Here is a 21,489-nt window from a genome sequence, read left to right on the forward strand (position 1 = left end):
CCTTCCCATCCCGAACAGGACCGTGAAACAAGACCGCGCCAATGATAGTGCACATCCGTGCGTGAAAGTAGGTCATCGTCAGACTAACCATTCAACACCCCCTCAGGCTCACGCCTCAGGGGGTGTTTCGTTTGTAGGTTCATTTGGGCCCGGATTCCGATTCAAAAAAGTGATGGCGGATAGCAATGGCGATTGACTGGGGTAATTTCACACCGTGGAGCGCTGTCGGAGGGGGTGTCCTGATCGGCGCAGCTGCGGCGATGCTGTGGCTGTCCATTCGGCGTACTGCGGGTGTGAGCGGTATCTTTGCCGAGACCTTGAACGGGCATGGCCTGGATGAAGGCGCGTGGCGTCTGCGCTTTCTGGTGGGGATGCTGCTCGCGCCCTGGTTGGCTGCGGGGGCGCAGGGGCTGGATTCCCGAGGGGCTGTTTCGCCGCTTCTTCTGGTGTTGGCCGGGTTTTTGACGGGTTTGGGAACGCGCATGGCGAGAGGCTGCACGAGCGGACATGGGGTGTGCGGCCTGTCCCGACTTTCGGTGCGCTCGTTGGTTGCGGTTGTCTCGTTCATGGGCGCCGGGATGGTGGTGGTGACGCTGCTGCGGGTCTTGGGAGGAAGCGCAGCGTGAAGCGGATTCTTGTTTCGGCGGCGCCGTTGCTGTCCGGGCTGCTGTTCGGGCTTGGCCTGATGCTCTCGGGGATGACCCAGCCCGCCAAGGTGCAGGGCTTTCTCGATGTGGGCGGGCTGTGGGATCCTTCGCTGGCTTTGGTGATGGCTGGCGCCATTGCGGTTGCCTTGCCTTTCTTCCAGTGGTCGATGCGACGGGATGCGGCCGACCCGCGGGTGAGCCGGCCGATAGATCGCCAGCTGGTGATCGGCAGCCTGCTCTTCGGTGTCGGTTGGGGTTTGTCGGGCTATTGCCCGGGGCCGGCGCTGGTGATGGCCGGCAGCGGTGCCGGCGAGGCCTTGCTCTACGTCGTTGCGATGGGCGTGGGGATGCTGGCCGGCAACCGCTTCATCGGCCCGATCGGGCCGGGCGGGCAGAACAGGCAGGAGCGGACATGACTGTGCGGATTGCGATCAATGGCTACGGGCGCATCGGGCGGTGCTTTTTGCGGGCGCTGATGGGTTCGCCGCTGCGCGAGCGCTTCTCGGTGGTGGCGATCAACGAGCCGTCGGAGCTGGAGAGCATGGCGTATCTCACCCGCTTCGATTCCACCCACGGCTGTTTTCCGGGCAGTGTGGAGGTGGGCGACGGGGGGCTGCGCATCAACGGCGCGGAGATCCCGGTTTTTCATGCCAGCGCGCCGGATGGGGTGGACTGGCGGGCGCTGGACGTGGATCTGCTGATCGAGGCGTCGGGGCGTTACGCCAGACGCGACGAGCTGGAGCGCTTCCTGCGGGCCGGTTGCCGGCGCCTGCTGCTGTCGCATCCGGGCCACAGCGCGGCGGACGTGGACAAGACGGTGGTGTTCGGTCACAACGAGGGCCTGATTACTGGCGATGAGCGGATCGTGTCGGCGGCGTCGTGCACCACCAACGCCATCGTGCCGGTGCTGGCGCTGCTGGATGCGGCTTATGGCATCGACCACACTCTGATGACCACGCTGCACTCGGTGATGAACGATCAGCCGCTGATCGACGGCTATCACCACGCCGACTTGCATCGCACGCGTTCGGCGATGCAGTCGATGATTCCGGTGGCGACCGGGCTCGCCCGGGGGGTGGAGCGCCTGCTGCCGGAGCTGGCCGGGCGGGTCGAGACGAAGGCGATTCGGGTGCCGGTGGTCAATGTCTCGGCGATCGATCTGGTGGCCACCCTGCAGCGGCCGACGACGGTGGAGGCGGTGAACGCCCTGCTGCGTACCGCGGCGGAGGGCCAGGGGTCGGGCCGGATGGCCTACACGGCGGCGCCCCATGCGTCGATCGATTTCAATCACAGCCCCCATTCGGCAATCGTCGATGGCGGGCAGACGCAGATGAGCGGTGCGCACCTGCTTAACCTGCTGGTGTGGTTCGACAACGAGTGGGGCTTTGCCAACAGGATGCTGGATGTGGCGGCCTGCTGGGCAGACCGCACTGCCGTCGCCGGGGCGGCGCGCACCCGCTGAGCGGCGGCGGATGCCCGGCTCTTACAGGGCGTAGGGCCGGTGCAGCCAGTTGCGGACGACGTCCACGTCCCGCTGGGGAAGGTAGGCGAAGCCGGCCATGGTGTCTTCGATGACCACCTGGGCAACCCAGTGGGGCACGGCTTTGGTGCCGAGCATGTGGAAGTACCAGGCCATGGGGTAGCCGATCTCGCGGTCGAAGTGGCTGAGCGCCTCGTTGAGGGCGAGCCCGCTGGTGCCGGGCGCGGCGTCGAACTCGGGCGGCGTGCCGGCCAGGGTGGCGATGGGCTGGGCGCGGAAGACGGGCTGGTGGTAGCGGTCGAGGTGCTCCCGGGTGGCCACGACCCACTGGTTCGAGAAGGTGCTGCTGGCGCCGGCGCTGCTGGCGCTCCAGTCGTCGATCATGCGGTGGATGGGCGCGGGCTCGGGGCGCTGGGCGCGCATGCGCTGGAGGAAGCTGCCGATGTGCTGGATGCGCCGGAAGGCGTAGTGGGGCAGGCTCACCGGCAGGCAGTGCTCGTCGCCGGTGCGGGGGGCGACCAGGTCTTCGACGGTGGCGGGGTCGTTGGCGAAGAGCCGGTGGGCGCGGATCTCCTGCAAGTCCTCGATCTCGAGTTGAAGGAAGTCGGCGTGCCCGTCGCCGGCGTGGGATACCAGATAGTGGGTCTGGCCGACCAGGCGGGTGGCGTAGAGCGTCTGGTCGGCGAAATCGTCGATCAGCTGAGCGATGTCGCCATCCCGTTCGTCCAGGCTGGCTTCGACCCAGCGTTCCAGGTTGTCGCTGATCCGCGCGCCGTCGGCCGCCACGATGCCGCCCAGGCGATACCAGCCGCCGCGACTCATGGCGTGGCGGAACTTCCAGTCGGGCAGGGCCAGCCCCAGGGCCTTGATGAGGGCGTTGGGGCCGCTGCTGACGGGCACCGTGGCAGAGGCCTCGACGATGGCAGGGGAGAGGGACTTGCAGTATTCCGACCAGGCCTGGTTCTCTTTCATGGTTGTGTCCTTGGGATCATGCTGCGTTGGCTTCGGCCAGTCTGGCCTTGGCCGCTTCACGGATTTCCGCTTCCGGGTCGGAGAGGAGAGGCGCCAGGAATTCCAGCGGGGCGTTGCTCACGGCGGCCAGGCGTACCCACCATTCCGGATCCTGGAGCAGGGCGGCGGCGAGCCCCGGCAGGGCGCGTTCGGCGACGACGGCGCGGACTTCCGGCTCGGGATCGTTGGCGAGCATGTGCAGGGCAAACGGTGGCAGCCGCGAGGCGACGACCTTGCGCACCTCGCGCTCGGGGTCTTTGGCGAGGCGGGCGAGCTGGCCGTGGGGCAGGCGACGGGCGACCGTGGCGCGGATCATGTAATCCGGGTCGGCGATGAGGCTGGCGAGCTGGGATTCGGGCAGGCGCGAGGCCACCGAGAGGCGCACTTCGCGGTCGGGGTCGCGGCTCATGGCGGTGAGCCGGTCGAGGGGCACCCGGGAGGCGACCACCCGCCGGACGACCTCGTCGCTGTCGTGCTGCAGGGGCGCGATGAGCGCTTCGGGCGCGTAGCGGGCGGCGATGGCCCGGCGCTCCCAGAAGATGTCGGCCAGGTAGAGGCTGGCCTCTTCGGGGTTGGTGCGCAGGAAGCGGTCGATCTGCCGGCCGCTGTGGGCGCGGATGCAGGCGTCGCCGGGGGTGCAGCGGTGGCTGTTCAGGTAGTCGGGGAAGTACCCGCAGCCCGAGCACAGGCCCAGCTTGCCGAAGCCGGCATCGGCCTTGGTCTTGTCACTCATCGTCCACCTGTGCGGCGATCACGATGCCGGTGGCGCTGTCGAGGTCGCCGGTGAATTCGAGGCAGTGGCCGGTGGCGCCGCTCACCAGGTAGAGGTCGTAGCCGGGAACGCTGAGCGCCACCTTGTAGCGGGGCGAGACGTCGTCGGCGCTGCATTCGGTGAAGTGCAGGCCGGGAAAGGCTTTGCGCAGGGCGTCGGCGGTGCCGGCGGTGCTCACGGCCTCGCCGATGCGGGCGAGCTGGTCGGCGGAGATCATAGCGCCTCCCCGGTCTCGATGCCTTCCTCGAAGCGGGCGAGGGAGGTGGCGGGAACCCCCATGATCTGGGCGAGCCAGGGCGGCGGGCTGGCGAGCCGGCTCTGGAGTTCGAGCAGCGCCTCGCGGGCCGGGCCGCCGGTGGGTTTCTTGACCGGATGCACGCCGGCGCGCACCACCTTGGCGGCGGCGGGGCCGCCGATGGACTGGACGTACACCAGCTGGCAGTCGCCGATGAGGGCCGAGCGGGAGGCGTTCTTGTCCTCCGCGCCGTCGGCTTCGGCGGTGCTGCGCACGTCGATCAGGCGGATCGCCTGCTGGCCGACCTGGTAGATCAGGAAGCGGTCGCACGATCCGAAGTGGCCGTCCAGGTTCTCGCCCCGGTTGGCGGCCACGGCGACGCGGATCGAGCCGGGCATGTCGCCGTCGGTGTAGGCATCGACCGCGGGGAAGTCGGCGTGCTCGATGCCCTGGCCCCACAGCAGCCGGACGGCGTTCTTGAGCGTCTCGTTATCCACGCCCACGTGGCAGCCCTGTTCGGCAAAGTCGCCGGCCAGGATGGCGCGCAGATCCTCGACGGTGAGCTTGGCGAGCTTGGCTTCAGTGAGCGGGGGCTCGAGCTTTTCCAGCAGGGCGCCGACGAGGGCCTTGACGTCGAGGCCGTCGAGGGCGCGGGCAGCCAGCGCGATGCGCAGGGCGGCTTCCCGGGAAGCGATGGGCGAGGCGGACATGATGGGCTCCAGGATCCAGGACGGGTCTTCAGTGGAGCGCCGGGCATCCCGCGGGGGCGACCGGCGCTCGGCTCAAGGCTCGTCGCTCGGGCGGCGTGCCTCAGGCCGGGCTGATGCAGCCGGACGGGCAGACGTCCACGCACAGGGGCGAGTCGTTGTGACCGTCGCATTCGGTGCAGGTGGCGGCGTCGATCTTGTAGAAGACCTTGCCGGAACTGATCGATTTGGTGGGGCACACCGGCTTGCAGTCGCCGCAGGCGGTGCACATGTCGGGGTCGATCTTCATTGCCATGATGATTCTCCTTCAGTCTTCGGCCGCGCCAAGGCGCTTGGCGCGCAGGGAAATGGGCAGGCGGGGGGGCTTGGCGATCGGGTCGATGTAGTACGAGCCGCCGTTGTCCAGCTTCAGTTCGCCGCCCCATTTTTCGGGGGTGTCGAACTCGATGGACTCGATGGAGGCTTCCAGGTCGCGCTTCGGGAGGTAGAAGGTCAAGCCACCGTTTTCGGCCTGCCGGATCATGATGTTGGCCATGTAACTCTCCTGCGGACCGGCGGGCGCGGTGATCTGCCCCCGCCGGTAGTCCGGATCAGCGCACCAGGTCGAAGTTGTAGTCGGTGGTGCCCATGCCGATGGTTTCCTTGTCGAGTTGCTCAAGGACCGCGTTCGTCAGTTGGGTGACCACGGACATCATCCCTTCGTAGCCCAGGGTGGTGGCGCGGTGCATGTGGTGACGGTCGAAGATCGGGAAGCCGATACGGATCAGCGGCACTTCGAACTCTTCACCCTTGTAGCGGGTGTCGCGCTGGATGTACTTGCCGTAGGAGTTGCCGATCAGGAAATCCGGCTTGTCGGTGAAGCACAGGCTGCGCATGTGCCACAGGTCGTTGCCGACGTACACCTTGCCATTCACGCCGAAGGGGCTGGAGGCGAGGAGCTTCTCCACCTGCTTGCCCCAGCGCTTGTTGGCGTTGTGGGACAGGATGTGGGTGGGTTCGGCGCCCACTTCCAGCAGGATCTTGACCATGCCCAGCACGAAGTCCGGGTCGCCGTAGAGGGCGAACTTCTTGCCGTGCAGCCAGGCGTGGCTGTCGGAGATCAGGTCCATGCAGCGGCCGCGTTCGAGTTCCAGGGAGGCCGGGATCGGCTGGCCGGTGACTTCGGAGACCTTCATCAGGAACTCGTCGGTCCACTCGACACCCATCGGGATGTTGAGCTTCGGGATGTCGTGCTTCCAGGTGTTCTCGACGAACTTCTTGGTCTTCTCGAGCTGGGCAGGCTGGAGCAGCAGGGTGGTGATGGCGTTCGGGGCGTCCTTGACCTCGTCCATCGTGGTGCCGCCGGCGTACATGCGGAATTCACCGTCGGCGGGGGTGTCGAAGACGTCGGTCGGGTCGGACAGCATCGTGTAGCCGACGCCCATCTCGGTGAGCATGCGCTTCACGACGCGGTAGTTGCCCAGGTAGGTCTCGAAGCCCGGAACGATGTTCACCTTCTTGTTGGAGCCGACGACCTTGCCTTCCATGCTGTTGAGCGTGAAGTAGCGCAGGATGCCTTCTTCCATGTTGTCCCAGCCGGTGGTGTGGGAGCCGACGAAGGACGGGGTGTGGGCGAAGGGAACCGGGTAGTCCTGGGGAATGTGACCGGCCTTCTTCGAGTTGTTGATGAAGGCGTTCAGGTCGTCGCCGATGACTTCGGCCATGCAGGTGGTGGAGACGGCGATCATGTCCGGCTTGTAGATGGCCTTGGCGTTCTCCAGGCCGTCGAACATGTTCTTCTGGCCGCCGAACACCGCGGCGTCTTCGGTCATCGAGTCGGACACGCAGGAGCACGGCTCCTTGAAGTGACGGTTGAAGTAGGTGCGGAAGTAGGCGACGCAGCCTTGCGAGCCATGCACGTAGGGCAGGGTCTTGTGGAAGCCGGAGGCGCACAGCACGGCGCCCAGGGGCTGGCAGGCCTTGGCCGGATCGACGGTCAGCGCTTCGCGCTTGAAGTTGAGATCCTGGTACTCCTTGGTGGTCGTCCACATGAAGGTTTCGAACACCTTGTCGGGGGCGTGACCTTCCTCGAACTTGTCGCGCTTCTCGGCGAGGTTCTTCTTGTAGTCGTCGTCCCGGAACAGGGGGTAGCAGGGCTTGATGTTGTCTGCGGTTTGCATTTGCATTCTCCTTGCCTGGCCCGCACATCCGCGGGTCATGGCGCAAGCTTGAGAGGGGTGGGGCCGGCCGGCCGGGGTCGGGCGAAGGATTCTGCGTCCGCAATCACCCGCCGCCAGGCGGCCTTTCCCGGGTTCCTGAAACTCAGGCGGCCTTCTTGGCTTCGTCCTCGACGACCTTCTTCCACGGGGGCGTCAGGTTCTTGAAGGTCGGGTTGGACAGGGCGATGTCCATGTCGCGGGCGAAGATCGCGAAACCGTCGTAGCCGTGGTAGGGGCCGGAGTAGTCCCAGGAGTGCATCTGGCGCAGCGGGATGCCCATCTTCTGGAAGATGTACTTTTCCTTGATGCCGGAGCCGACCATGTCGGGCTTCAGGCGCTTGACGAACTCTTCCAGTTCGAAGCCGGTCACGTCGTCGTAGAGCAGGGTGGCGTCGCCCATCTCCTTGATCGTGCGGTCGTAGTCGTCGTTGTGGGCGAACTCGTAGCCGGTGCCGATGACTTCCATGCCGAGGTCTTCGTAGGCGCCGATCACGTGGCGCGGACGCAGGCCGCCGACGTAGAGCATCACCTTCTTGCCCTGCAGGCGCGGTTTGTACTTGGCGATGATCTCGTCCATCATCGGCTGGTAGCGGGCGATGACGGCTTCGGTCTTTTCCTTGATGGAGTCGTCGAAGAAGGCCGCAATCTTGCGCAGGGATTCGATGATCTTGGTCGGGCCGAAGAAGTTGTATTCCAGGTAGGGAATGCCGTACTTCTCTTCCATGTGCCGGCTGATGTAGTTCATCGAGCGGTAGCAGTGCAGCAGGTTCAGCTTGACCTTCGGAGTGTTCATCATCTCCGCCAGGGTGCCGTCGCCAGACCACTGGGCCACGACGCGCAGGCCCATTTCTTCCAGCAGGATGCGGGTCGCCCAGGCGTCGCCGCCGATGTTGTAGTCGCCGATGATGGCCACGTCGTAGGGGGTGCCTTCGTAGGCAACGCCGTCGCGCTTGTCGAGCACCCAGTCACGGATCGCGTCGTTGGCGATGTGGTGGCCGAGGGATTGCGAGACGCCGCGGAAACCTTCGCAACGCACCGGCACCACCGGCTTCTCGATGGCGGCAGCGGCCTTCTTCGAGACGGATTCGATGTCGTCGCCGATCAGGCCGATCGGGCACTCGGACTGCACCGAGATGCCGCGGTGCAGCGGGAAGAGCTGTTCGATCTCCTCGATCAGCTTGGCGAGCTTCTTGTCGCCGCCGAAGACGATGTCTTTCTCCTGGAAGTCGGAGGTGAAGTTCATCGTGCCGAAGGAGTTAACCCCGGTGGTGCCCACGTAGTAGTTGCGGCGACCGGCGCGGGAGTACTGGCCGCAGCCGACGGGGCCGTGGGAGATGTGGATCATGTCCTTGATCGGGCCCCACACCACGCCCTTGGAGCCGGCGTAGGCGCAGCCGCGGATGGTCATCACGCCAGGCAGCGACTTGCGGTTGGAAGTGATGCACTTCTTGGACTGTTCGATGGTCTGGTCATTGACCGCCAGATGCTTCTTGCGGTCCTTCTGGGCTTTTTCCGGATAAACCTCGAGCACCTCGGCGATGAGGGCATCGGTTTCTTCGCGAGACAGAGTCGTCATTTGTTCCTCCTGACGTCGCCACCAATCTGTAGCCAACGTACTGGTTGAAGTAGGCGGGCGCCGGAGCCCCCGCCGGTCTTGCGATGCTTAGGCGGCGGCTTCGGCGGCCAGCTCGGCGGCGGTCTTGCCGACGATGGACTCGTCTTCCGCTTCCATGATGCCGAACTCCATCAGCAGGTCTTCCAGCTCTTCCATCTCGATCGGGGTCGGGATGACGAAGTTGGTGTTGTTGTTGATCTTCATCGCCAGCTGACGGTATTCGTCGGCCTGCTTGTGCTTCGGGTCGTATTCGATGACGGTCATACGACGGATTTCGGCGTGCTGCACGGCGTTGTCACGGGGCACGAAGTGGATCATGGTGGTGCCGAGGCGGGCGGCCAGGGCCATGATGAGTTCGTCTTCGCGGTCGGTGTTGCGGCTGTTGCAGATCAGGCCGGCCAGACGCACGCCACCGGAGTTGGCGTACTTCACGATGCCCTTGGAGATGTTGTTGGCCGCGTACATGGCCATCATCTCGCCGGAGCAGACGATGTAGATTTCCTGCGCCTTGTTCTCACGGATCGGCATGGCGAAGCCACCGCAGACCACGTCGCCCAGCACGTCGTAGAACACGAAGTCGAGGTCTTCGTCGTAGGCGCCTTCTTCTTCAAGGAAGTTGATGGCGGTGATCACGCCGCGGCCAGCGCAGCCGACGCCGGGTTCCGGGCCACCGGATTCGACGCACTTGACGCCACCGAAGCCGACGGACAAGACGTCTTCGAGTTCGAGATCCTCGACCGAACCGGCTTCGGCGGCCAGGTGCATCACGGTGGTCTGGGCCTTGCTGTGCAGGATCAGACGGGTGGAGTCAGCCTTCGGGTCGCAGCCGACGATCATCACCTTCTTGCCGGATTCGGCCAGCGCGGCGACGAGGTTCTGGGTGGTGGTGGACTTGCCGATACCGCCCTTGCCGTAGATGGCGCATTGACGCAGTTTTGCCATGGTGTAATCTCCTTGATCTGTCAGTCGATTTGAAAATGAAGCAGTGAGAGTCGCACCTCCACTTCAGCATGTTGCGTGCCAGGTCGGCTGACAGAACTCAAGTGTTTGATCCATCAAGAAAAAGCCAAAACAGCCCGGGTTTGGTCGGAATGTACGGATGCGACAAAACCCCCACGCCTTGTAGGGGTGATGACAAGGCGACACTCCCCCGCGACGCCCGCCTCCCGATCAACCGCTGCAATCTCCCGGCGGTCATCCTGGGCAGCCTCGCCTACCAGCGCCACCCGGCGCCCCTGCTCCTCGACGGCATTGCCGAGCTGCACCCGGATCTCTTCCGGCGGCTCGAAGCGGCAAGCGATGCGACGCGGCCCGACGTCTTCCGCGACTACATGACCGTGCGCTTCCGCCTGGAGTGGCTGGAGGAGGTGGGGCTCACCCGGCGCAACCGGGCGCGGGCCAAGGCCAACTACATCAAGGCGATCCGGGGCTGGAGCTTCGATTCGGACAGTGCCGAGGGGGCGGTGCTGAAGGGCTGGGTGGAATCCCGTTTCGGGCTCATGCCGCGTTACCACCGGGAAGCCCTGCGCGATCCGGCCGGCGACGCCTACCGGCGCTATCTGGAGCAGCGGGCCCAGGGCTTGTATGGCACCAACGCCCTCGAGGCCCAGCTCGACCTGCTCTACACCTACTGCCAGTTCGAGCTGGCGCGGCGCCACGGCACCAGCCGCCACGTCACCCTGTACCGGGGCGTCAACCGCCTCACCGACCACGAGGTGCTGGAGAAGGGCGCCGACGGCGAGCACGTCGTGCTCCTCAACAACCTCAACTCCTTCACCTGCAGTCGCGAGCGCGCCTGCGAGTTCGGCGACTACATCCTGTCGGTCACGGTGCCGCTCACCAAGGTGTTCTTCTACTGCGGCCTGCTGCCGGGGGCGCTCCAGGGGGAGGACGAGTTCCTGGTGATCGGCGGCGTATCGTCGGTGGTGCTGTCCACCTTCTAGCGCGGCGCGACGGGCGCTCGCCCGGCGAGCAGCACCAGTTCGCCGATGCCGTACAGGAAGGGAAACGGAAACGCCGGCAGCGACACGCCGATGCAGGTGTCGCCGCTGCAGCTGCCCAGCACCTTCACGTTGAGCAAGGCCCACAGCAGGGCCAGCCAGAACGGGAAGGCCCAGTAGAAGAAGCGGGCCGCCCTGCGCCGGCCGGCCTCCGCCACCCCCAGCCGCTTGCCCAGCGAACCCCGTAGCGCCTGCACCACCCGGATCGGTTCGGCCACGCAGCCCACGAACAAGGCGAGGGCGATGGCGAGCTGGAAGGCGTGGACGTTGGGGGCGAAGGGCATGGCGGGCAGGCTGGCGGGGCGACGCCGCCGATGATCCGCGCGCAGCCAGCGGCTGTCAAAGCCCCCGGCCGGGGCCGCCCGAAAGCAGCGAGGCGGGCGACAAAGCCGCCTGTCGCAAAGTCGACAATGGCGTCTTTCGCCGCAGGGCCGCCCCCGTGAATGCTGGCTGCGCGAGCGGGCGTGAAAATTGCTGTACGGGCTCCGTACCCCCTCAGCCCCCATTTGCGAGCCCAACCATGACACCCGAACTCCGCGAAAAGCTGATCGCCGGCATCGCCGACGGCAGCATCGTTCCCTACCTCGGCCCCGGCGTGCTGGCCGACGTAAAGAACGCCGCCACCGGCGCCCCTATCCCCGCCGACAGCGATTCCCTCATCTACGCCATGAACGACGGCAAGCCCATGGCGCCCAAGCTCATGTACGAGTTTCCCCGCGCGGCCATGAACGTGGAACTCAAGCGCGGCCGCACGGCCGTCACCAAGTTCCTCACCCGCACCTACGGCGAGACCGCCTGGACCCGCGGCGCCTTCCACGACTGGCTGAAGGACATCGCCCCGCCCTACGTCATCGACATCAACCGCGACACCCAGCTGCAGGATTCCTACGCCGACGCGCCCCACACCCTGATCGTCGGCATCGCCCGCATCGGTGGCACCGACTACCGCTACAAGCTCTACCGCTGGGACGGCCAGGCCTACAGCCGCACCGAAGCCATCGACACCCGGCTGCCGGTGCTCTTCAAGCCCATGGGCACGCCGCGCCCCGAGCCGGTGTACATCGCCTCCGACGCCGACTACGTGGATTTCATCACCGAGCTGATGGGCGGCTTCTCGATCCCGCCCGAGATCAAGCAGCTGCGCCAGGGCAAGCAATACCTGCTGATGGGCATGCGCCTGAACCGCGACACCGAGCGCATGGTGATGGCCGACATGATCTTCTCGGCGGGCAAGCCGGCGGGCTGGGTGTTCATCGCCGAACCCACCGCCAAGGAGCGCCGCTTCTGCGCCCGCATCGGGCTCGAGATCCTCGAGGCCGACGTCTTCGACTTCATCGGCGCGGCCCAGCCCGCCTGACCCCGTCTTTTTTGCATCCACCCGGAGAAAACCACCATGCTGCTCGATCGTTACGAACCCTACTTTTTCAACTCCAATTTCCGCGAAGCGGCCAGCGATGCCGGCTGGGAGGCCTATCGGGGCGAACTCGTCGTGGTCGAAGGCGAAGTGGCCGACGACCAGGGGCGTCGCAAGCCGCCGGTCGCGCTGTTCAAGCAGGCCATCGTGCTGGGTCAGGGCGACGAGCTGAAGCTGCTCTCCGGCTCGCTGGAAGAACTGCAGCACTGGCCGTTCCTGATGGAGAAGTTCGGCGGCGGCCTGAACCCCAGCACCGTGGCGGTGATGTTCACCGTCAATATTCCCAAGCCCTTTGTCTCGGTTGTCAACGGCGCGACGGTGGCCTTCATCCCCCTCACCGAAGGCCTGTGCTGGAACGAGCTGATCGACCTGGTGGCCCTCGAAAAGGGCGACTTCAAGGGGCAGGGGGCGGCCGACAAGGTGCTCACGGTGTTCAACGCCTTCAAGGGTTTCAAGTTCAAATACCCCGAGATGAGCGTCGACGAGGCCCTCAAGACCACCAACAACGCCAAGCGCGAGACCCACGGGGCGGTGTGATGCCCTGGTCCGAGCGGCATGAACTGGGGGTGGCCGAAATGGACGCCACCCACCGGGAATTCCTCGATCTGGCCGACGCCCTGCAGGGGGCGTCGGACGCCGATTTTCCCGTCCTCTTCGCCCGCCTGCAGGTGCACACCCGGCAGCATTTCGAGAACGAGGAGCGGCTGATGAAGGCCAGCCGCTTCCCCGCCATCGGCGAGCACAACAGCGAACACCTGCGGGTGCTGGGCGAGCTTGCCCACTTCGCCCGCGGGGTGGCCGCCGGTCGGCTGGGGCTGGCGCGGCGCTACGTGCAGGGCCTGCCCGCGTGGTTCGACACCCATCTGGCCACCATGGACGCCGCGCTCGCGGGGTGCATCAAGCGCGGTCGGGGTTGATGCGGTCTTGCCGGGGTTGGGGGGCCGGGTGTCGGGTTACGCTGCGCTAACCCGACCTACGCGTTTGCCGCCGCCGAACATCGTTTGGCGGGCTCTGGATTGAGTTTGGCGGCGGCAAACGATGTTTGGCGGGCCCCGGATTGAGTTTGGCGGCGGCAAACGATGTTTGGCGGGCTCTGGATTGAGTTTGGCGGCGGCAAACGATGTTTGGCGGGCCCTGGATTGAGTTTGGCGGCGGCAAACGACGTTTGGCGGGCTCTGAATTGAGTTTGGCGGCGGCAAACGATGTTTGGCGGGCTCTGAATTGAGTTTGGCGGGGCCGGAACAGACTTTTTTCGGGGAAAAACGCGTCGATCCGGTTGGCGCAGCAGCATCCGACGCGCCACACCCACCGCGCCTTCGCAGCGCATCACCCGGCCGCAGCGCGGGGTGTTCGCGCCCCGCAGGCCGACACGGTCTGCCCGATTCGCCGGTCAGCCCCGTTTCAGCAGCGCCACGGCCTGCCACTCGACGCGCTGGCGGACTTCGGTGTCGACCGCCTTGCGCCAGCGGGTGGGGATCGCGTCCGGGCCGTAGCAGGCGCCGGCCAGCATGCCGGCGATGGCGCCGGTGGTGTCGGCGTCGCCGCCGCGGTTGACCACGTCCACCAGGCAGGCCTCGAAGCTGTGGGTGGAGAACAGTGCCTGGAACACCGCCTGGAGGGTTTCGACCACGTAGCCGCTCGGGTTGTCGCGGCGTTTGCCCTGCCAGGCGAACAGCGGGTGGGCGGCTGCCAGCGCGTCGGCGTGGCGGCGGGCGGTGTCGAGGCCCTGCCCGGCGAGGAGGTCGTGGACCATTGCCGCCAGGGTGTCGCTGGCGGCGTCGGACAGCAGGTTGTGGTGGGTGACGTGGCCCTGGGCCCGGCAGGCGGCGGCGACCACATCCGGCGGCTGGCCGAAGGTGGCCAGCGCCACCGGCAGCACGCGCATGGCGGCGCCGTTGCCGGCGTCGTGCTCCGACAGCGGCGCCTCGGGGTGGCCGGTCTTGCGGTAGGCGATGAGGTTGCGCCGTACGGTGTTGCCAATATCTACCGGCTTGGCGCGCATCCAGGCGTCGAAGGCGTCGGCGGCGGCACGGGCGTCCACGTGGCCGGCGGCGAGGATGGCCTTGCCCAGGGCGAGGGACATGGTGGTGTCGTCGGTGACCTGTCCGGGCTTGAGGTGCAGCCAGCCGCCGCCCACGATGTCCCGGTGGGTGCCGTGCTGGTGCTGGATCTCGCGGGGGGTTAGGAACTCGACGGTGGCGCCCAGGGCGTCGCCGACGGCGAGCCCCAGATAGGCCGCAGCGGCGCGGCCTTCAGGCGTGGCGGGGGCGACCGGCGGCGGGCTTACTGCTCGGGTCCAAAGCACTTGGCGTAGTCCTTGCACACGCCGCACGAGGGGGCGGGGCAGACGTAAATGCCTTCGGCGGCGCAGAACTGGCGGTAGAGGAACTTCTTCCACTTCATGTCGCCGGTGTTGGCGGCGGCGAGGCTGGGGAAGTTCACCCTCATCAGGCGGCTGAGTTCGTCCCGGCTGGCGAGGCCGAGGTCCTGCCACAGGTGGTCGGCGCCGGTGCAGGCGGTGGCGAGGATGTCGGCCACCCACCGCTCCGAGGTGCGCTGCCCGCCCCGGTGGTCGAGCAGCAGCTTCTGCAGGTCGCTCCATTCGGGCACCCGCTCGGTGTGGCGCGGGCAGGGGGGGAGGGCAAAGCCGGTGAAGTAGTCGTCGATCAGCTGGCGGCAGGTGGGGGCGCCGAGGCCCAGGTCGGGGGGGAGGCAGCCTTCGCCCAGGCACTGGCCGGCCAGCAGGCTGGCCAGCAGCGGGCGGTTCGGGTCGACCCGCGCGGCTTCGCGGCAGGGCAGGGCCAGCAGGCCGGCGACGGCCAGGGCGCGATGGGCGGTGCGATCCAGAACGTTCATGGCGGCCTCCCTCGAGGTGGGACTTACTTGCTCGGGTACTCGACCAGGATGTCCTCGTCGCGGACGATCATCTGGCAGGCCAGCCGCCACTGGGTGGGCGGGATGTCGTCCACGTACATCTGCTCGACCTGGGCCTTGGTGATGTGGCCCAGCTCGGTGAGGGCGGCGACTTCGCGCACGTTGAGCGGGCCGCCCATGGCGCGGCGCTTGCCATCGACGGACGACACCTTGACGAGACAGGTGCCGCAGTTGCCTTCCTGGCAGCCGAAGTCGATGGGGATGTGGTGCTCCTTGGCAAGGGCGAGGATGGTCTGGGTGTGGCTACCGGCCACGGCGTAGACGGTCTTGTCCTTGTGCATGGGGCTGCTGAAGGTAATCAGGGCCATTTGGCGTTCTCCTGGATGACGGGTTTCACGGAATTCTCTGTGGTTGCGGGACGTGCTTTTAGTCTTATGCGGGCTTGACGACGATCTCGCCGCCAATGATCTGGGCCTGGCAGGCCAGGCGATGGCCCCGGGGGGCGAGGTTGTCCTTGAGCACCTGGTCCTCGAGCATGCTGGGCGGGGCGAGGTTGTCGGCGCCCGAGACGATCTTGGTGAGGCAGGTGCAGCACTCGCCTTCCCGGCAGCCGTAGGTGATGCCGGCGCCGACCTTTTCGGACACCTCGATGAGCCGGGTGCCGGCCGGGACGGTGACGGAGACGCCGATGTCTTCGAAGGTGACTTTGGCTTTGGGCATGGTGGGTTTTCCTGGTTGTCCTGAATGGGTTTAGGCGGGGCTCGCCTGCAGCGCGCTGAACTCGATCTCCCGGTGCTCGACCTGACCGGTGAGGTGGCGGGCGAGGGTTTCGCCCAGGGCGTGGCACTGCGCCAGCTCGCCGGCGTCGGGCACGAGCTTGATGCGCAGCCCTTCCACCGGCACGCGCAGCTTCAGGCCGCGTAGGCGGTCCTCGATCAGGCGCACCGCCTCGCCGCTCCAGCCGTAGCTGCCGAAGGCGGCGCCGAGCTTGCCCTTGACGTTGACGGTGGTGAGGGACGAGAGCACGTCCCAGATGGGCTTGACCGCGTCGGCGTTGATGGTGGGGCTGCCGAAGGCGAGGCCGTCGGCTTCCTCGATGAGGTCGGTGAAGATGCCGGACTCGCCGCCCTCCAGGTCGTACAGCGACACCCGCACGCCGCCGATGGATTCGGCGCCCGCGGCCAGGGCTTCGGCCATCCGCCGGGTGTTGCCGTAGGCCGAGATGTAGAAGACCACCAGGGTCTTCTCGCTGCGGGCCTCGTTGAACAGGCGCGGCATGGCCAGCTCGCGGTAGCGCTGCACGTAGTCCCGCGGCAGGTGGCGCAGGATGGGGCCGTGGGCGGGGGCGATCAGGCGCAGGTTGAGGGGCTCGATGAGGGCCAGCGCGTCGAGCACGTTCTCGCGGAACGGCCGCATGATGTGGGCGTAGTAGTACTCGAAGGAGAAGCGGAAATCGCCCACCGCGTCGTTGTAGAGCCGGGCGTCGCAGAAGTGGCAGCCGAACACGTCGCCCGAGAACAGCATGCCTTCCTCGACGAGGTAGGTGCATTGGGTGTCGGGCCAGTGGAGGTAGGGCGTGTGCAGGAAGGTGAGGGTGCGCCCGCCCAGGTCGATGGTGTCGCCGGTGGTGACCGGGATGTACTCGGGCGGGGCTTCGCCGCTGGGCTTGAGCAGCGCCTTCAGCATCATCTGGGCGCGGCGGGAGAGGTATACCCTGGCCTGGGGGGCGCGCTTGAGCAGCTCCGGCAGGGCGCCGCTGTGGTCCGGCTCCAGGTGGTTGAGGACGATGGTGGTGATCTCGTCGTAACGGGCGACGGATTCGAGCCGCCGGAAGAAATCGTCGGCAAAGCTCTCCTTCACGGTGTCGATCACCGCCACGCCGGTGTCGCCGCACACCACGTAGGCGTTGTAGGTGGTGCCGTTGGCGGTGCGCAGGATGATGTCGAAGTTGCGCAGATGCGGGTCGAGGGCGCCCACCCAGTGAACGCCCGGTGCGAGTTCGACCGCTTTCTCAGTGAGTCCCGACGCGCGCATGGTCTGCTCCGTTTTCCGTGGCGGTTGCGCCACACGAGGCGGAGGAAGGGTGGCTGCCGTGAACGCAGGCTTCGATGTTGCCCTGGGGCAACTCGACGCCCCGCAGGCCGATCCAGGCGTCCACGGCAGCGGTGTCGAAGCCCACCATGCGCTCGTCGCCCACCTGCATCAGCGGGCGGCGGATCAGCAGCGGGTTCTCCAGCAGCAGCGACAGGGCCTGGCGCACGTCCAGCGCGTCCGGGTCGATCTGCCCCAGCTTGATGGCCGGGGCGCTGCGGTTGAACCACTCCGGCACCGGCAGCCGGCCCAGAAAGGCGATCAGCCCTTCCGCCGTCCACGCCTCGGCCTTCAGGCTGCGGGCGTGCACGGTGTGGCCGGCCGCGGCGAGCAGGGCCTTCTGGCGCTGGTTGCCCTGGCAGCCGGGCTTCTCGAAGAAGATGACCTGGGCCATCAGGCCACCTCCCGGTACAGCCCGTACTCCTTGAGCTTCTCGATGGGGATGCCGGTGAGCGAGCCGGGCGGGTTGAGGAACTCGCCCAGTTCGTCGACGATGGCCATCTCGATGGGGCAGATGGCGGCGCACTGGGGCGTGGCGTGATCGCCGAGGCACTCGGTGCACTTCATGTCGTCGATGAGGAAGTGGGGCTTGTCGGCGTAGATGGCGTCGTTGGGGCAGACGTCCACGCAGGCCCAGCAATTGACGCAGGATTGAGTGATCTGAAGTGCCATGTCAGGGCTCCCGAAAGGCCCGCCGGAGGCTTCCCCGGCGGGCGCGACGAAGGGGTTGAGGGTTGATGCGCTCAGGCGACCTTGAGGCTGTCGGCGCTCGGGAGCAGCCGGCCGGTGGCGGCGATCTCCTTGTACACCGCCATCACCGCCTCTTCGATCGGCTCCATCGCGTGCTCGCCGTTGGGGGCGATGCCGGCCGCTTCGAGCTTGCCCCACGGTTCAAAACCGATCTTGGAGCACAGCACCACTTCGCAGCCTTCGAGCACCTTGATGTTGCGGTCGAGGAGGGAATCCGGTTCCTCGTCGCCTTCGCCACAGCTGTCCATCCCGCCGCAGTACAGCTCGGTCTTGCGGTGGCTGATGAAGCGCACGCCGTCGGGCGAGGCCTCGTAGATCAGGAACTCCTTGGCGTGGCCGAAGTGCTCGGCGACGAGGCCGTTCTTGCCGGCCACCGCCATCAGCACCGGGCGCGAGCCTTCGGGAATCCCCTGGGGCTTGGGCTTGGCGTGGCCGCGCTGGGCTTCGAGCTTCTCGATGATCGAGTCGTGGACTTCCTTGCGGCGCACCATCGCGGCCTCGTAATCCACGTCCATCACGTCGATCTTGTCCATCGTGAACTCGTCGCCACGATCCTCGCCCAGCAGGCCCACCGCGTCGGCGCGGCACTGGCGGCAGTGGCGCATCATCGCCATGTCGCCGGCACAGGCGTCCTGCAGGTCCTGCAGCTGCTCGGGGGTGGGCTCCGGCTGCTCCATGATCCCGTAGTAGGTGCCGTGCTCGGGCTCGGCGATCAGCGGCATCACGTTGTGCAGGAAGGCGCCCTTGGCCTTGACGATCTTCGAGACCTCCTTGAGGTGCTCGTCGTTCACGCCGGGGATGAGCACCGAGTTCACCTTCACGAGGATGCCTCGCGAGGTGAGCATCTCCAGGCCCTTCTGCTGCTGCTCGATGAGGATCCTGGCGCCCTCGATGCCGAAGATGCGCTTGTTGTTCCAATAGATCCACGGATAGATCTTGGCGCCCACTTCGGGATCGACACAGTTGATGGTGATCGTCACATGGTCGATGTTGTGCTTGGCGATCTCGTCCACGTACTGCGGGAGCGAGAGGCCGTTGGTGGACACGCACAGCTTGATGTCCGGCGCCTTCTCCGAGAGCTGCTCGAAGGTCTCGAAGGTGCGGGCCGGGTTGGCGAGGGGGTCCCCCGGGCCGGCGATGCCGAGCACCGTCATCTGGGGAATTTCGGCGGCCACCGCCAGCACCTTCTTGATCGCCTGATCGGGCGTCAGCAGCTCGGAGACGACGCCCGGGCGGGATTCGTTGGAGCAGTCGTACTTGCGGTTGCAGTAGTTGCACTGGATGTTGCAGGCCGGGGCGACGGCCACGTGCATGCGCGCAAAGTAGTGGTGGGCCTCTTCCGAGTAACAGGGGTGATCCTGGACCTTGGCACGGATGTGATCGGGCAGATGCGACAGGGCGTCGGGCGCCGTGCCGCAGCCACTGGAAGAACATCCGCCGCCGGATTCTTCGTGTGCGGCATTGCTGATGACGGGCAGTTCCACGTTGGGCTCCTCTGAATCGGGGTTACGCCCGCTAACCAGCAATCGCTGTGCCAGCCGTGAAATTGCCGGAAAAACATGGGTTTAATCTTCTGGCGCAAGGCGGCTTGTCAGCCCTTTGTCGCAAACGCGACAGCCCCGCGGGGGCCTAAATGTCTGATTTGAGAAGCTTTCGCATTTGGCACCGGTCTTGCGTGGCGACAGGCATGAAAACCTATCTCGACTGGTCGGCCTACGACACCTACGGCGTGGGCGACGCCTACGCGGGCATCCCCGCCACCGGGGGCAACTACGCCAAGGCGGTGGCGGTGTGCATGAACAATCACCAGTGCCAGCGCGACGGCAAGGGGGTGATGTGCCCGAGCTACCGGATCACCCACGACCCGGCGCACTCCACCGGCGCGCGGGTCAAGGCCTTCAAGGCGGCGCTCAATGGCGAGCTGGGCGACGAGCCCTTCGCCCACCCCGACCTTGCCGCGGCGATGGACCTGTGCGTGTCGTGCAAGGGCTGCAAGAAGGAGTGCCCCAGCGCGGTGGACATGACCCTCATCAAGACCGAATACCTGGCCCAGCGCAATGCCCGGCTCGGGGCGTCGCGGCGGGTGCGGCTGTTTGCCGGGCTGCCGCGCTGGCTGCACGCGTGGCGGCCGCTGCTCAAGCTTCTGGTGCGCCTGCGCAACGCCTCGCCGTGGCTGGCGGGCGTGGCGGAGCGCTGGCTGGGCATCGCGGCCCGGCGGCCGATCCCCGAGATCGTGGCAGGCGGCTTTGCCGCGCCGGCATTCGAAGCCACCGGCACGCGGGGCAAGGTGCTGCTCTTCGTGGATACCTTCACCCACTACTACACCCCCGAGGTGGCCGAGGCGGCGCTCAAGGTGCTGCGCGCCGGCGGCTATGCGGTGGAAGTGCTGCAGCCGGTCGCCACCAACGCCGAGCCGACGCGGCCCTTGTGCTGCGGGCGCACCTATCTATCGCAAGGGCTGGTGGATGAGGCGAAGGTCGAGGCCCGGCGGGTGATGGCCGCGCTGGCCCCGGCGCTGGCCGAGGGCACGCCCATCGTCGGGCTGGAGCCCTCGTGCCTGCTGGCGCTGCGGGACGAGTTCTACAGCCTGTCCCTGGGCCCGGCGGTGGGGCAGCTCTCCAAGCAGGCTTTCCTCTTCGAGGAGTTTCTGATGCGCGAGGGCAACAAGGGGCTGAAGCTCGATCTCAAGCCCGTCCCCGGCGGCCGGGCGGTGGTGCATGGCCATTGCCACCAGAAAGCCTTCGGGGCGATGAAGTCGGTGAAGAAGGTGCTGGGCTGGATTCCCGGTTTCGAGTTCGACATCGTGGATGCCAGCTGCTGCGGCATGTCCGGCAGCTTCGGGCTGGAGGCCGAGCACTACGAGGCGTCGCAGGCGATGGGTGAGCTGGCGCTGCTGCCGGCCGTGCGGGCCGCCGCCGACGACGCCCCAATCATCGCCGACGGCTTCTCGTGCCGACACCAGATCAAGGACGGCGCCGGCCGCGAGGCGATGCACGTGGCGGTGCTGCTGGCGAAGGCGCTGGGGTAGCGGCAGCGTTTGACCCAGATCGAATTGACGTTTCCTCGCCAGCAATACAATGAATCTGACATTGTGTCGATGAGGAGATGGTCATGGATGCCGTTACTCTGCAGCTGGCGCTGTACGTGCTCATGGGTTGCGCGGCGCTTGGTTTTTCTGCGTGGCGTAAGCGTCGGGAGAAGGCCAACCTCGCCCTGTATCAGAGCTTGCGCGAAATCTTTTACACCGCCGCGCCCGAGGACATGCTCGGCAGCGCGCCCCGCCAGCCCGGTGCCGTGATTGGTGTTGCCATGGACTGGCCCATCGAGGATACGCAGGCGACGGTGATCGCCTGCGCGGACGGAACCGGAAGCATCTACATGAAGAGGCAGGGCTCCGCCATTGCTGGCGGATACGGGGCCGCTGAGCTGGCCCGGGCGTTCGTGGCCGAGGCTGCCAGATGGATTGCCAAGGCCGAGAAGGTCGATGCCCATCCCGAGCCCGATTCGGCGTCGGTGTATTTCTACATCCGAACCGCCAATTCGCTTTACCGCGTCAGCGACTCGGTGAGTGCCCTGTTGGCTGGCAAGGGCGCCACCGAGCCGTTGTTCGTCGCGGGAAACAACCTGATGACGGCGCTCTTCAAGCTGGCCGATACGGCTGAGAAGGTTCCGGAGCGGGCCTGAGAAGCCAGCGG

At 66.5% G+C, this 21,489-nt stretch carries 27 protein-coding genes; 9 read left to right on the plus strand and 18 right to left on the minus strand.

Going from position 1 to position 21,489, the window contains the following annotated elements; all coding sequences use genetic code 11:
- The first annotated feature begins 185 nt into the window (after window positions 1-185).
- Genes ACE3N6_RS08555 through ACE3N6_RS08565 form a run of 3 tightly spaced genes read left to right on the plus strand, consistent with a single transcriptional unit; the run spans window position 186 to window position 2,109 of the window.
- Complete coding sequence (locus tag ACE3N6_RS08555; RefSeq protein ID WP_374244766.1) at window positions 186-626, plus strand: YeeE/YedE family protein; 441 nt, start codon at window positions 186-188, stop codon at window positions 624-626.
- A complete protein-coding gene (locus ACE3N6_RS08560) occupies window positions 623-1,063 on the plus strand; it encodes a DUF6691 family protein (RefSeq protein ID WP_374244767.1) in 441 nt (146 codons plus the stop codon). Before ACE3N6_RS08555 ends, ACE3N6_RS08560 begins: the two co-directional genes overlap by 4 nt.
- On the plus strand, window positions 1,060-2,109 hold the full coding sequence (locus ACE3N6_RS08565) for a type I glyceraldehyde-3-phosphate dehydrogenase (RefSeq protein WP_374244768.1): 1,050 nt from the start codon (window positions 1,060-1,062) through the stop codon (window positions 2,107-2,109). Before ACE3N6_RS08560 ends, ACE3N6_RS08565 begins: the two co-directional genes overlap by 4 nt.
- Window positions 2,110-2,130: 21 nt before the next feature.
- On the opposite strand, the gene ACE3N6_RS08570 is transcribed toward ACE3N6_RS08565, so the two are convergent.
- The 9 genes from ACE3N6_RS08570 to nifH form a co-directional block, all read right to left on the minus strand.
- Window positions 2,131-3,099, minus strand: coding sequence for a hypothetical protein (locus tag ACE3N6_RS08570; RefSeq protein ID WP_374244769.1), 969 nt, complete (start codon window positions 3,097-3,099; stop codon window positions 2,131-2,133).
- A 16-nt stretch (window positions 3,100-3,115) separates the two neighbouring features.
- Window positions 3,116-3,871, minus strand: a complete 756-nt coding sequence (locus tag ACE3N6_RS08575) for a 4Fe4S-binding leucine-rich repeat protein (protein WP_374244770.1) — start codon at window positions 3,869-3,871, stop codon at window positions 3,116-3,118.
- Complete coding sequence (locus ACE3N6_RS08580; RefSeq protein WP_374244771.1) at window positions 3,864-4,127, minus strand: DUF6129 family protein; 264 nt, start codon at window positions 4,125-4,127, stop codon at window positions 3,864-3,866. Before ACE3N6_RS08580 ends, ACE3N6_RS08575 begins: the two co-directional genes overlap by 8 nt.
- The gene (locus tag ACE3N6_RS08585; protein WP_374244772.1) at window positions 4,124-4,855 is read right to left on the minus strand and encodes a dinitrogenase iron-molybdenum cofactor N-terminal domain-containing protein; all 732 of its coding nucleotides are present in this window, start codon (window positions 4,853-4,855) and stop codon (window positions 4,124-4,126) included. The genes ACE3N6_RS08580 and ACE3N6_RS08585 overlap by 4 nt, the downstream gene beginning before the upstream one ends.
- Before the next feature lie 100 nt (window positions 4,856-4,955).
- Window positions 4,956-5,147, minus strand: a complete 192-nt coding sequence (locus tag ACE3N6_RS08590; RefSeq protein WP_153163574.1) for a 4Fe-4S binding protein — start codon at window positions 5,145-5,147, stop codon at window positions 4,956-4,958.
- A 12-nt stretch (window positions 5,148-5,159) separates the two neighbouring features.
- A complete protein-coding gene (nifT, locus tag ACE3N6_RS08595) occupies window positions 5,160-5,387 on the minus strand; it encodes a putative nitrogen fixation protein NifT (protein ID WP_374244774.1) in 228 nt (75 codons plus the stop codon).
- A 55-nt stretch (window positions 5,388-5,442) separates the two neighbouring features.
- A complete protein-coding gene (gene nifK, locus ACE3N6_RS08600) occupies window positions 5,443-7,011 on the minus strand; it encodes a nitrogenase molybdenum-iron protein subunit beta (protein ID WP_374244776.1) in 1,569 nt (522 codons plus the stop codon).
- A gap of 142 nt (window positions 7,012-7,153) precedes the next feature.
- Window positions 7,154-8,626 carry a nitrogenase molybdenum-iron protein alpha chain gene (gene nifD, locus ACE3N6_RS08605; RefSeq protein WP_374244778.1) on the minus strand — a complete coding sequence of 491 codons (1,473 nt, stop codon included), beginning with the start codon at window positions 8,624-8,626 and terminating at the stop codon, window positions 7,154-7,156.
- Between the two features lie 87 nt (window positions 8,627-8,713).
- Complete coding sequence (gene nifH, locus ACE3N6_RS08610) at window positions 8,714-9,607, minus strand: nitrogenase iron protein (RefSeq protein WP_374244780.1); 894 nt, start codon at window positions 9,605-9,607, stop codon at window positions 8,714-8,716.
- 149 nt (window positions 9,608-9,756) lie between these two features.
- Here nifH and ACE3N6_RS08615 point away from each other — a divergent pair, with 149 nt between their 5' ends.
- Entirely contained in the window at window positions 9,757-10,608 is an 852-nt protein-coding gene (locus tag ACE3N6_RS08615; RefSeq protein WP_374244782.1) for an NAD(+)--dinitrogen-reductase ADP-D-ribosyltransferase, read from the plus strand.
- Here ACE3N6_RS08615 and ACE3N6_RS08620 read toward each other — a convergent pair.
- The gene (locus ACE3N6_RS08620; RefSeq protein ID WP_374244784.1) at window positions 10,605-10,949 is read right to left on the minus strand and encodes a hypothetical protein; all 345 of its coding nucleotides are present in this window, start codon (window positions 10,947-10,949) and stop codon (window positions 10,605-10,607) included. The two genes, ACE3N6_RS08615 and ACE3N6_RS08620, sit on opposite strands and share 4 nt — an antisense overlap.
- Window positions 10,950-11,185: 236 nt before the next feature.
- Between ACE3N6_RS08620 and ACE3N6_RS08625 the strand changes: the two genes are divergently transcribed.
- From ACE3N6_RS08625 to ACE3N6_RS08635, 3 genes are read left to right on the plus strand one after another with little or no spacing between them, the layout of a single operon-like run.
- A complete protein-coding gene (locus ACE3N6_RS08625; RefSeq protein ID WP_374244786.1) occupies window positions 11,186-12,022 on the plus strand; it encodes an SIR2 family protein in 837 nt (278 codons plus the stop codon).
- A gap of 36 nt (window positions 12,023-12,058) precedes the next feature.
- Window positions 12,059-12,616, plus strand: coding sequence for a hypothetical protein (locus ACE3N6_RS08630; RefSeq protein ID WP_374244788.1), 558 nt, complete (start codon window positions 12,059-12,061; stop codon window positions 12,614-12,616).
- Window positions 12,616-12,996 (plus strand): bacteriohemerythrin, encoded by a 381-nt coding sequence (locus ACE3N6_RS08635; RefSeq protein WP_374244790.1) that lies wholly within the window; start codon window positions 12,616-12,618, stop codon window positions 12,994-12,996. Before ACE3N6_RS08630 ends, ACE3N6_RS08635 begins: the two co-directional genes overlap by 1 nt.
- A 473-nt stretch (window positions 12,997-13,469) precedes the next feature.
- Here ACE3N6_RS08635 and draG read toward each other — a convergent pair whose 3' ends face one another.
- The 8 genes from draG to nifB form a co-directional block, all read right to left on the minus strand.
- The gene (gene draG, locus ACE3N6_RS08640) at window positions 13,470-14,384 is read right to left on the minus strand and encodes an ADP-ribosyl-[dinitrogen reductase] hydrolase (RefSeq protein ID WP_374244792.1); all 915 of its coding nucleotides are present in this window, start codon (window positions 14,382-14,384) and stop codon (window positions 13,470-13,472) included.
- A complete protein-coding gene (locus ACE3N6_RS08645) occupies window positions 14,363-14,935 on the minus strand; it encodes a nitrogen fixation protein NifQ (protein ID WP_374244794.1) in 573 nt (190 codons plus the stop codon). The genes draG and ACE3N6_RS08645 overlap by 22 nt, the downstream gene beginning before the upstream one ends.
- 23 nt (window positions 14,936-14,958) lie before the next feature.
- Entirely contained in the window at window positions 14,959-15,321 is a 363-nt protein-coding gene (locus tag ACE3N6_RS08650; protein WP_374244796.1) for a 2Fe-2S iron-sulfur cluster-binding protein, read from the minus strand.
- Window positions 15,322-15,385: 64 nt separating this feature from the next.
- The gene (locus ACE3N6_RS08655) at window positions 15,386-15,673 is read right to left on the minus strand and encodes a 2Fe-2S iron-sulfur cluster-binding protein (protein ID WP_153163562.1); all 288 of its coding nucleotides are present in this window, start codon (window positions 15,671-15,673) and stop codon (window positions 15,386-15,388) included.
- 30 nt (window positions 15,674-15,703) lie between these two features.
- The gene (locus tag ACE3N6_RS08660; RefSeq protein WP_374244798.1) at window positions 15,704-16,987 is read right to left on the minus strand and encodes an FprA family A-type flavoprotein; all 1,284 of its coding nucleotides are present in this window, start codon (window positions 16,985-16,987) and stop codon (window positions 15,704-15,706) included.
- Window positions 16,965-17,438, minus strand: a complete 474-nt coding sequence (locus tag ACE3N6_RS08665) for an ArsC/Spx/MgsR family protein (protein WP_374244800.1) — start codon at window positions 17,436-17,438, stop codon at window positions 16,965-16,967. The genes ACE3N6_RS08660 and ACE3N6_RS08665 overlap by 23 nt, the downstream gene beginning before the upstream one ends.
- A complete protein-coding gene (locus ACE3N6_RS08670; RefSeq protein WP_284187027.1) occupies window positions 17,438-17,716 on the minus strand; it encodes a 4Fe-4S dicluster domain-containing protein in 279 nt (92 codons plus the stop codon). Before ACE3N6_RS08670 ends, ACE3N6_RS08665 begins: the two co-directional genes overlap by 1 nt.
- 71 nt (window positions 17,717-17,787) lie before the next feature.
- On the minus strand, window positions 17,788-19,278 hold the full coding sequence (gene nifB / locus ACE3N6_RS08675; RefSeq protein ID WP_374244803.1) for a nitrogenase cofactor biosynthesis protein NifB: 1,491 nt from the start codon (window positions 19,276-19,278) through the stop codon (window positions 17,788-17,790).
- 203 nt (window positions 19,279-19,481) lie between these two features.
- Between nifB and ACE3N6_RS08680 the strand changes: the two genes are divergently transcribed.
- Both ACE3N6_RS08680 and ACE3N6_RS08685 read left to right on the plus strand, forming a co-directional pair.
- Window positions 19,482-20,822 (plus strand): (Fe-S)-binding protein, encoded by a 1,341-nt coding sequence (locus ACE3N6_RS08680; protein ID WP_374244805.1) that lies wholly within the window; start codon window positions 19,482-19,484, stop codon window positions 20,820-20,822.
- Between the two features lie 83 nt (window positions 20,823-20,905).
- The gene (locus tag ACE3N6_RS08685; protein WP_374244807.1) at window positions 20,906-21,478 is read left to right on the plus strand and encodes a hypothetical protein; all 573 of its coding nucleotides are present in this window, start codon (window positions 20,906-20,908) and stop codon (window positions 21,476-21,478) included.
- The last annotated feature ends 11 nt before the right edge of the window (window positions 21,479-21,489 follow it).

This window comes from Zoogloea sp. (assembly GCF_041904905.1).
Lineage (GTDB): Bacteria > Pseudomonadota > Gammaproteobacteria > Burkholderiales > Rhodocyclaceae > Zoogloea.

What these genes read in the sequence shown, in the direction of transcription:
- ACE3N6_RS08555 (WP_374244766.1), top strand. Translation starts at nt 186, where the DNA reads ATGGCGATTGACTGGGGTAATTTCACACCGTGGAGCGCTGTCGGAGGG.
- ACE3N6_RS08565 (WP_374244768.1), top strand. Translation starts at nt 1,060, where the DNA reads ATGACTGTGCGGATTGCGATCAATGGCTACGGGCGCATCGGGCGGTGC.
- ACE3N6_RS08570 (WP_374244769.1), bottom strand. Translation starts at nt 3,099, where the DNA reads ATGAAAGAGAACCAGGCCTGGTCGGAATACTGCAAGTCCCTCTCCCCT.
- ACE3N6_RS08575 (WP_374244770.1), bottom strand. Translation starts at nt 3,871, where the DNA reads ATGAGTGACAAGACCAAGGCCGATGCCGGCTTCGGCAAGCTGGGCCTG.
- ACE3N6_RS08580 (WP_374244771.1), bottom strand. Translation starts at nt 4,127, where the DNA reads ATGATCTCCGCCGACCAGCTCGCCCGCATCGGCGAGGCCGTGAGCACC.
- ACE3N6_RS08585 (WP_374244772.1), bottom strand. Translation starts at nt 4,855, where the DNA reads ATGTCCGCCTCGCCCATCGCTTCCCGGGAAGCCGCCCTGCGCATCGCG.
- ACE3N6_RS08590 (WP_153163574.1), bottom strand. Translation starts at nt 5,147, where the DNA reads ATGGCAATGAAGATCGACCCCGACATGTGCACCGCCTGCGGCGACTGC.
- nifT (WP_374244774.1), bottom strand. Translation starts at nt 5,387, where the DNA reads ATGGCCAACATCATGATCCGGCAGGCCGAAAACGGTGGCTTGACCTTC.
- nifK (WP_374244776.1), bottom strand. Translation starts at nt 7,011, where the DNA reads ATGCAAACCGCAGACAACATCAAGCCCTGCTACCCCCTGTTCCGGGAC.
- nifD (WP_374244778.1), bottom strand. Translation starts at nt 8,626, where the DNA reads ATGACGACTCTGTCTCGCGAAGAAACCGATGCCCTCATCGCCGAGGTG.
- nifH (WP_374244780.1), bottom strand. Translation starts at nt 9,607, where the DNA reads ATGGCAAAACTGCGTCAATGCGCCATCTACGGCAAGGGCGGTATCGGC.
- ACE3N6_RS08615 (WP_374244782.1), top strand. Translation starts at nt 9,757, where the DNA reads ATGTACGGATGCGACAAAACCCCCACGCCTTGTAGGGGTGATGACAAG.
- ACE3N6_RS08620 (WP_374244784.1), bottom strand. Translation starts at nt 10,949, where the DNA reads ATGCCCTTCGCCCCCAACGTCCACGCCTTCCAGCTCGCCATCGCCCTC.
- ACE3N6_RS08625 (WP_374244786.1), top strand. Translation starts at nt 11,186, where the DNA reads ATGACACCCGAACTCCGCGAAAAGCTGATCGCCGGCATCGCCGACGGC.
- ACE3N6_RS08630 (WP_374244788.1), top strand. Translation starts at nt 12,059, where the DNA reads ATGCTGCTCGATCGTTACGAACCCTACTTTTTCAACTCCAATTTCCGC.
- ACE3N6_RS08635 (WP_374244790.1), top strand. Translation starts at nt 12,616, where the DNA reads ATGCCCTGGTCCGAGCGGCATGAACTGGGGGTGGCCGAAATGGACGCC.
- ACE3N6_RS08645 (WP_374244794.1), bottom strand. Translation starts at nt 14,935, where the DNA reads ATGAACGTTCTGGATCGCACCGCCCATCGCGCCCTGGCCGTCGCCGGC.
- ACE3N6_RS08650 (WP_374244796.1), bottom strand. Translation starts at nt 15,321, where the DNA reads ATGGCCCTGATTACCTTCAGCAGCCCCATGCACAAGGACAAGACCGTC.
- ACE3N6_RS08655 (WP_153163562.1), bottom strand. Translation starts at nt 15,673, where the DNA reads ATGCCCAAAGCCAAAGTCACCTTCGAAGACATCGGCGTCTCCGTCACC.
- ACE3N6_RS08660 (WP_374244798.1), bottom strand. Translation starts at nt 16,987, where the DNA reads ATGCGCGCGTCGGGACTCACTGAGAAAGCGGTCGAACTCGCACCGGGC.
- ACE3N6_RS08665 (WP_374244800.1), bottom strand. Translation starts at nt 17,438, where the DNA reads ATGGCCCAGGTCATCTTCTTCGAGAAGCCCGGCTGCCAGGGCAACCAG.
- ACE3N6_RS08670 (WP_284187027.1), bottom strand. Translation starts at nt 17,716, where the DNA reads ATGGCACTTCAGATCACTCAATCCTGCGTCAATTGCTGGGCCTGCGTG.
- ACE3N6_RS08680 (WP_374244805.1), top strand. Translation starts at nt 19,482, where the DNA reads ATGAAAACCTATCTCGACTGGTCGGCCTACGACACCTACGGCGTGGGC.
- ACE3N6_RS08685 (WP_374244807.1), top strand. Translation starts at nt 20,906, where the DNA reads ATGGATGCCGTTACTCTGCAGCTGGCGCTGTACGTGCTCATGGGTTGC.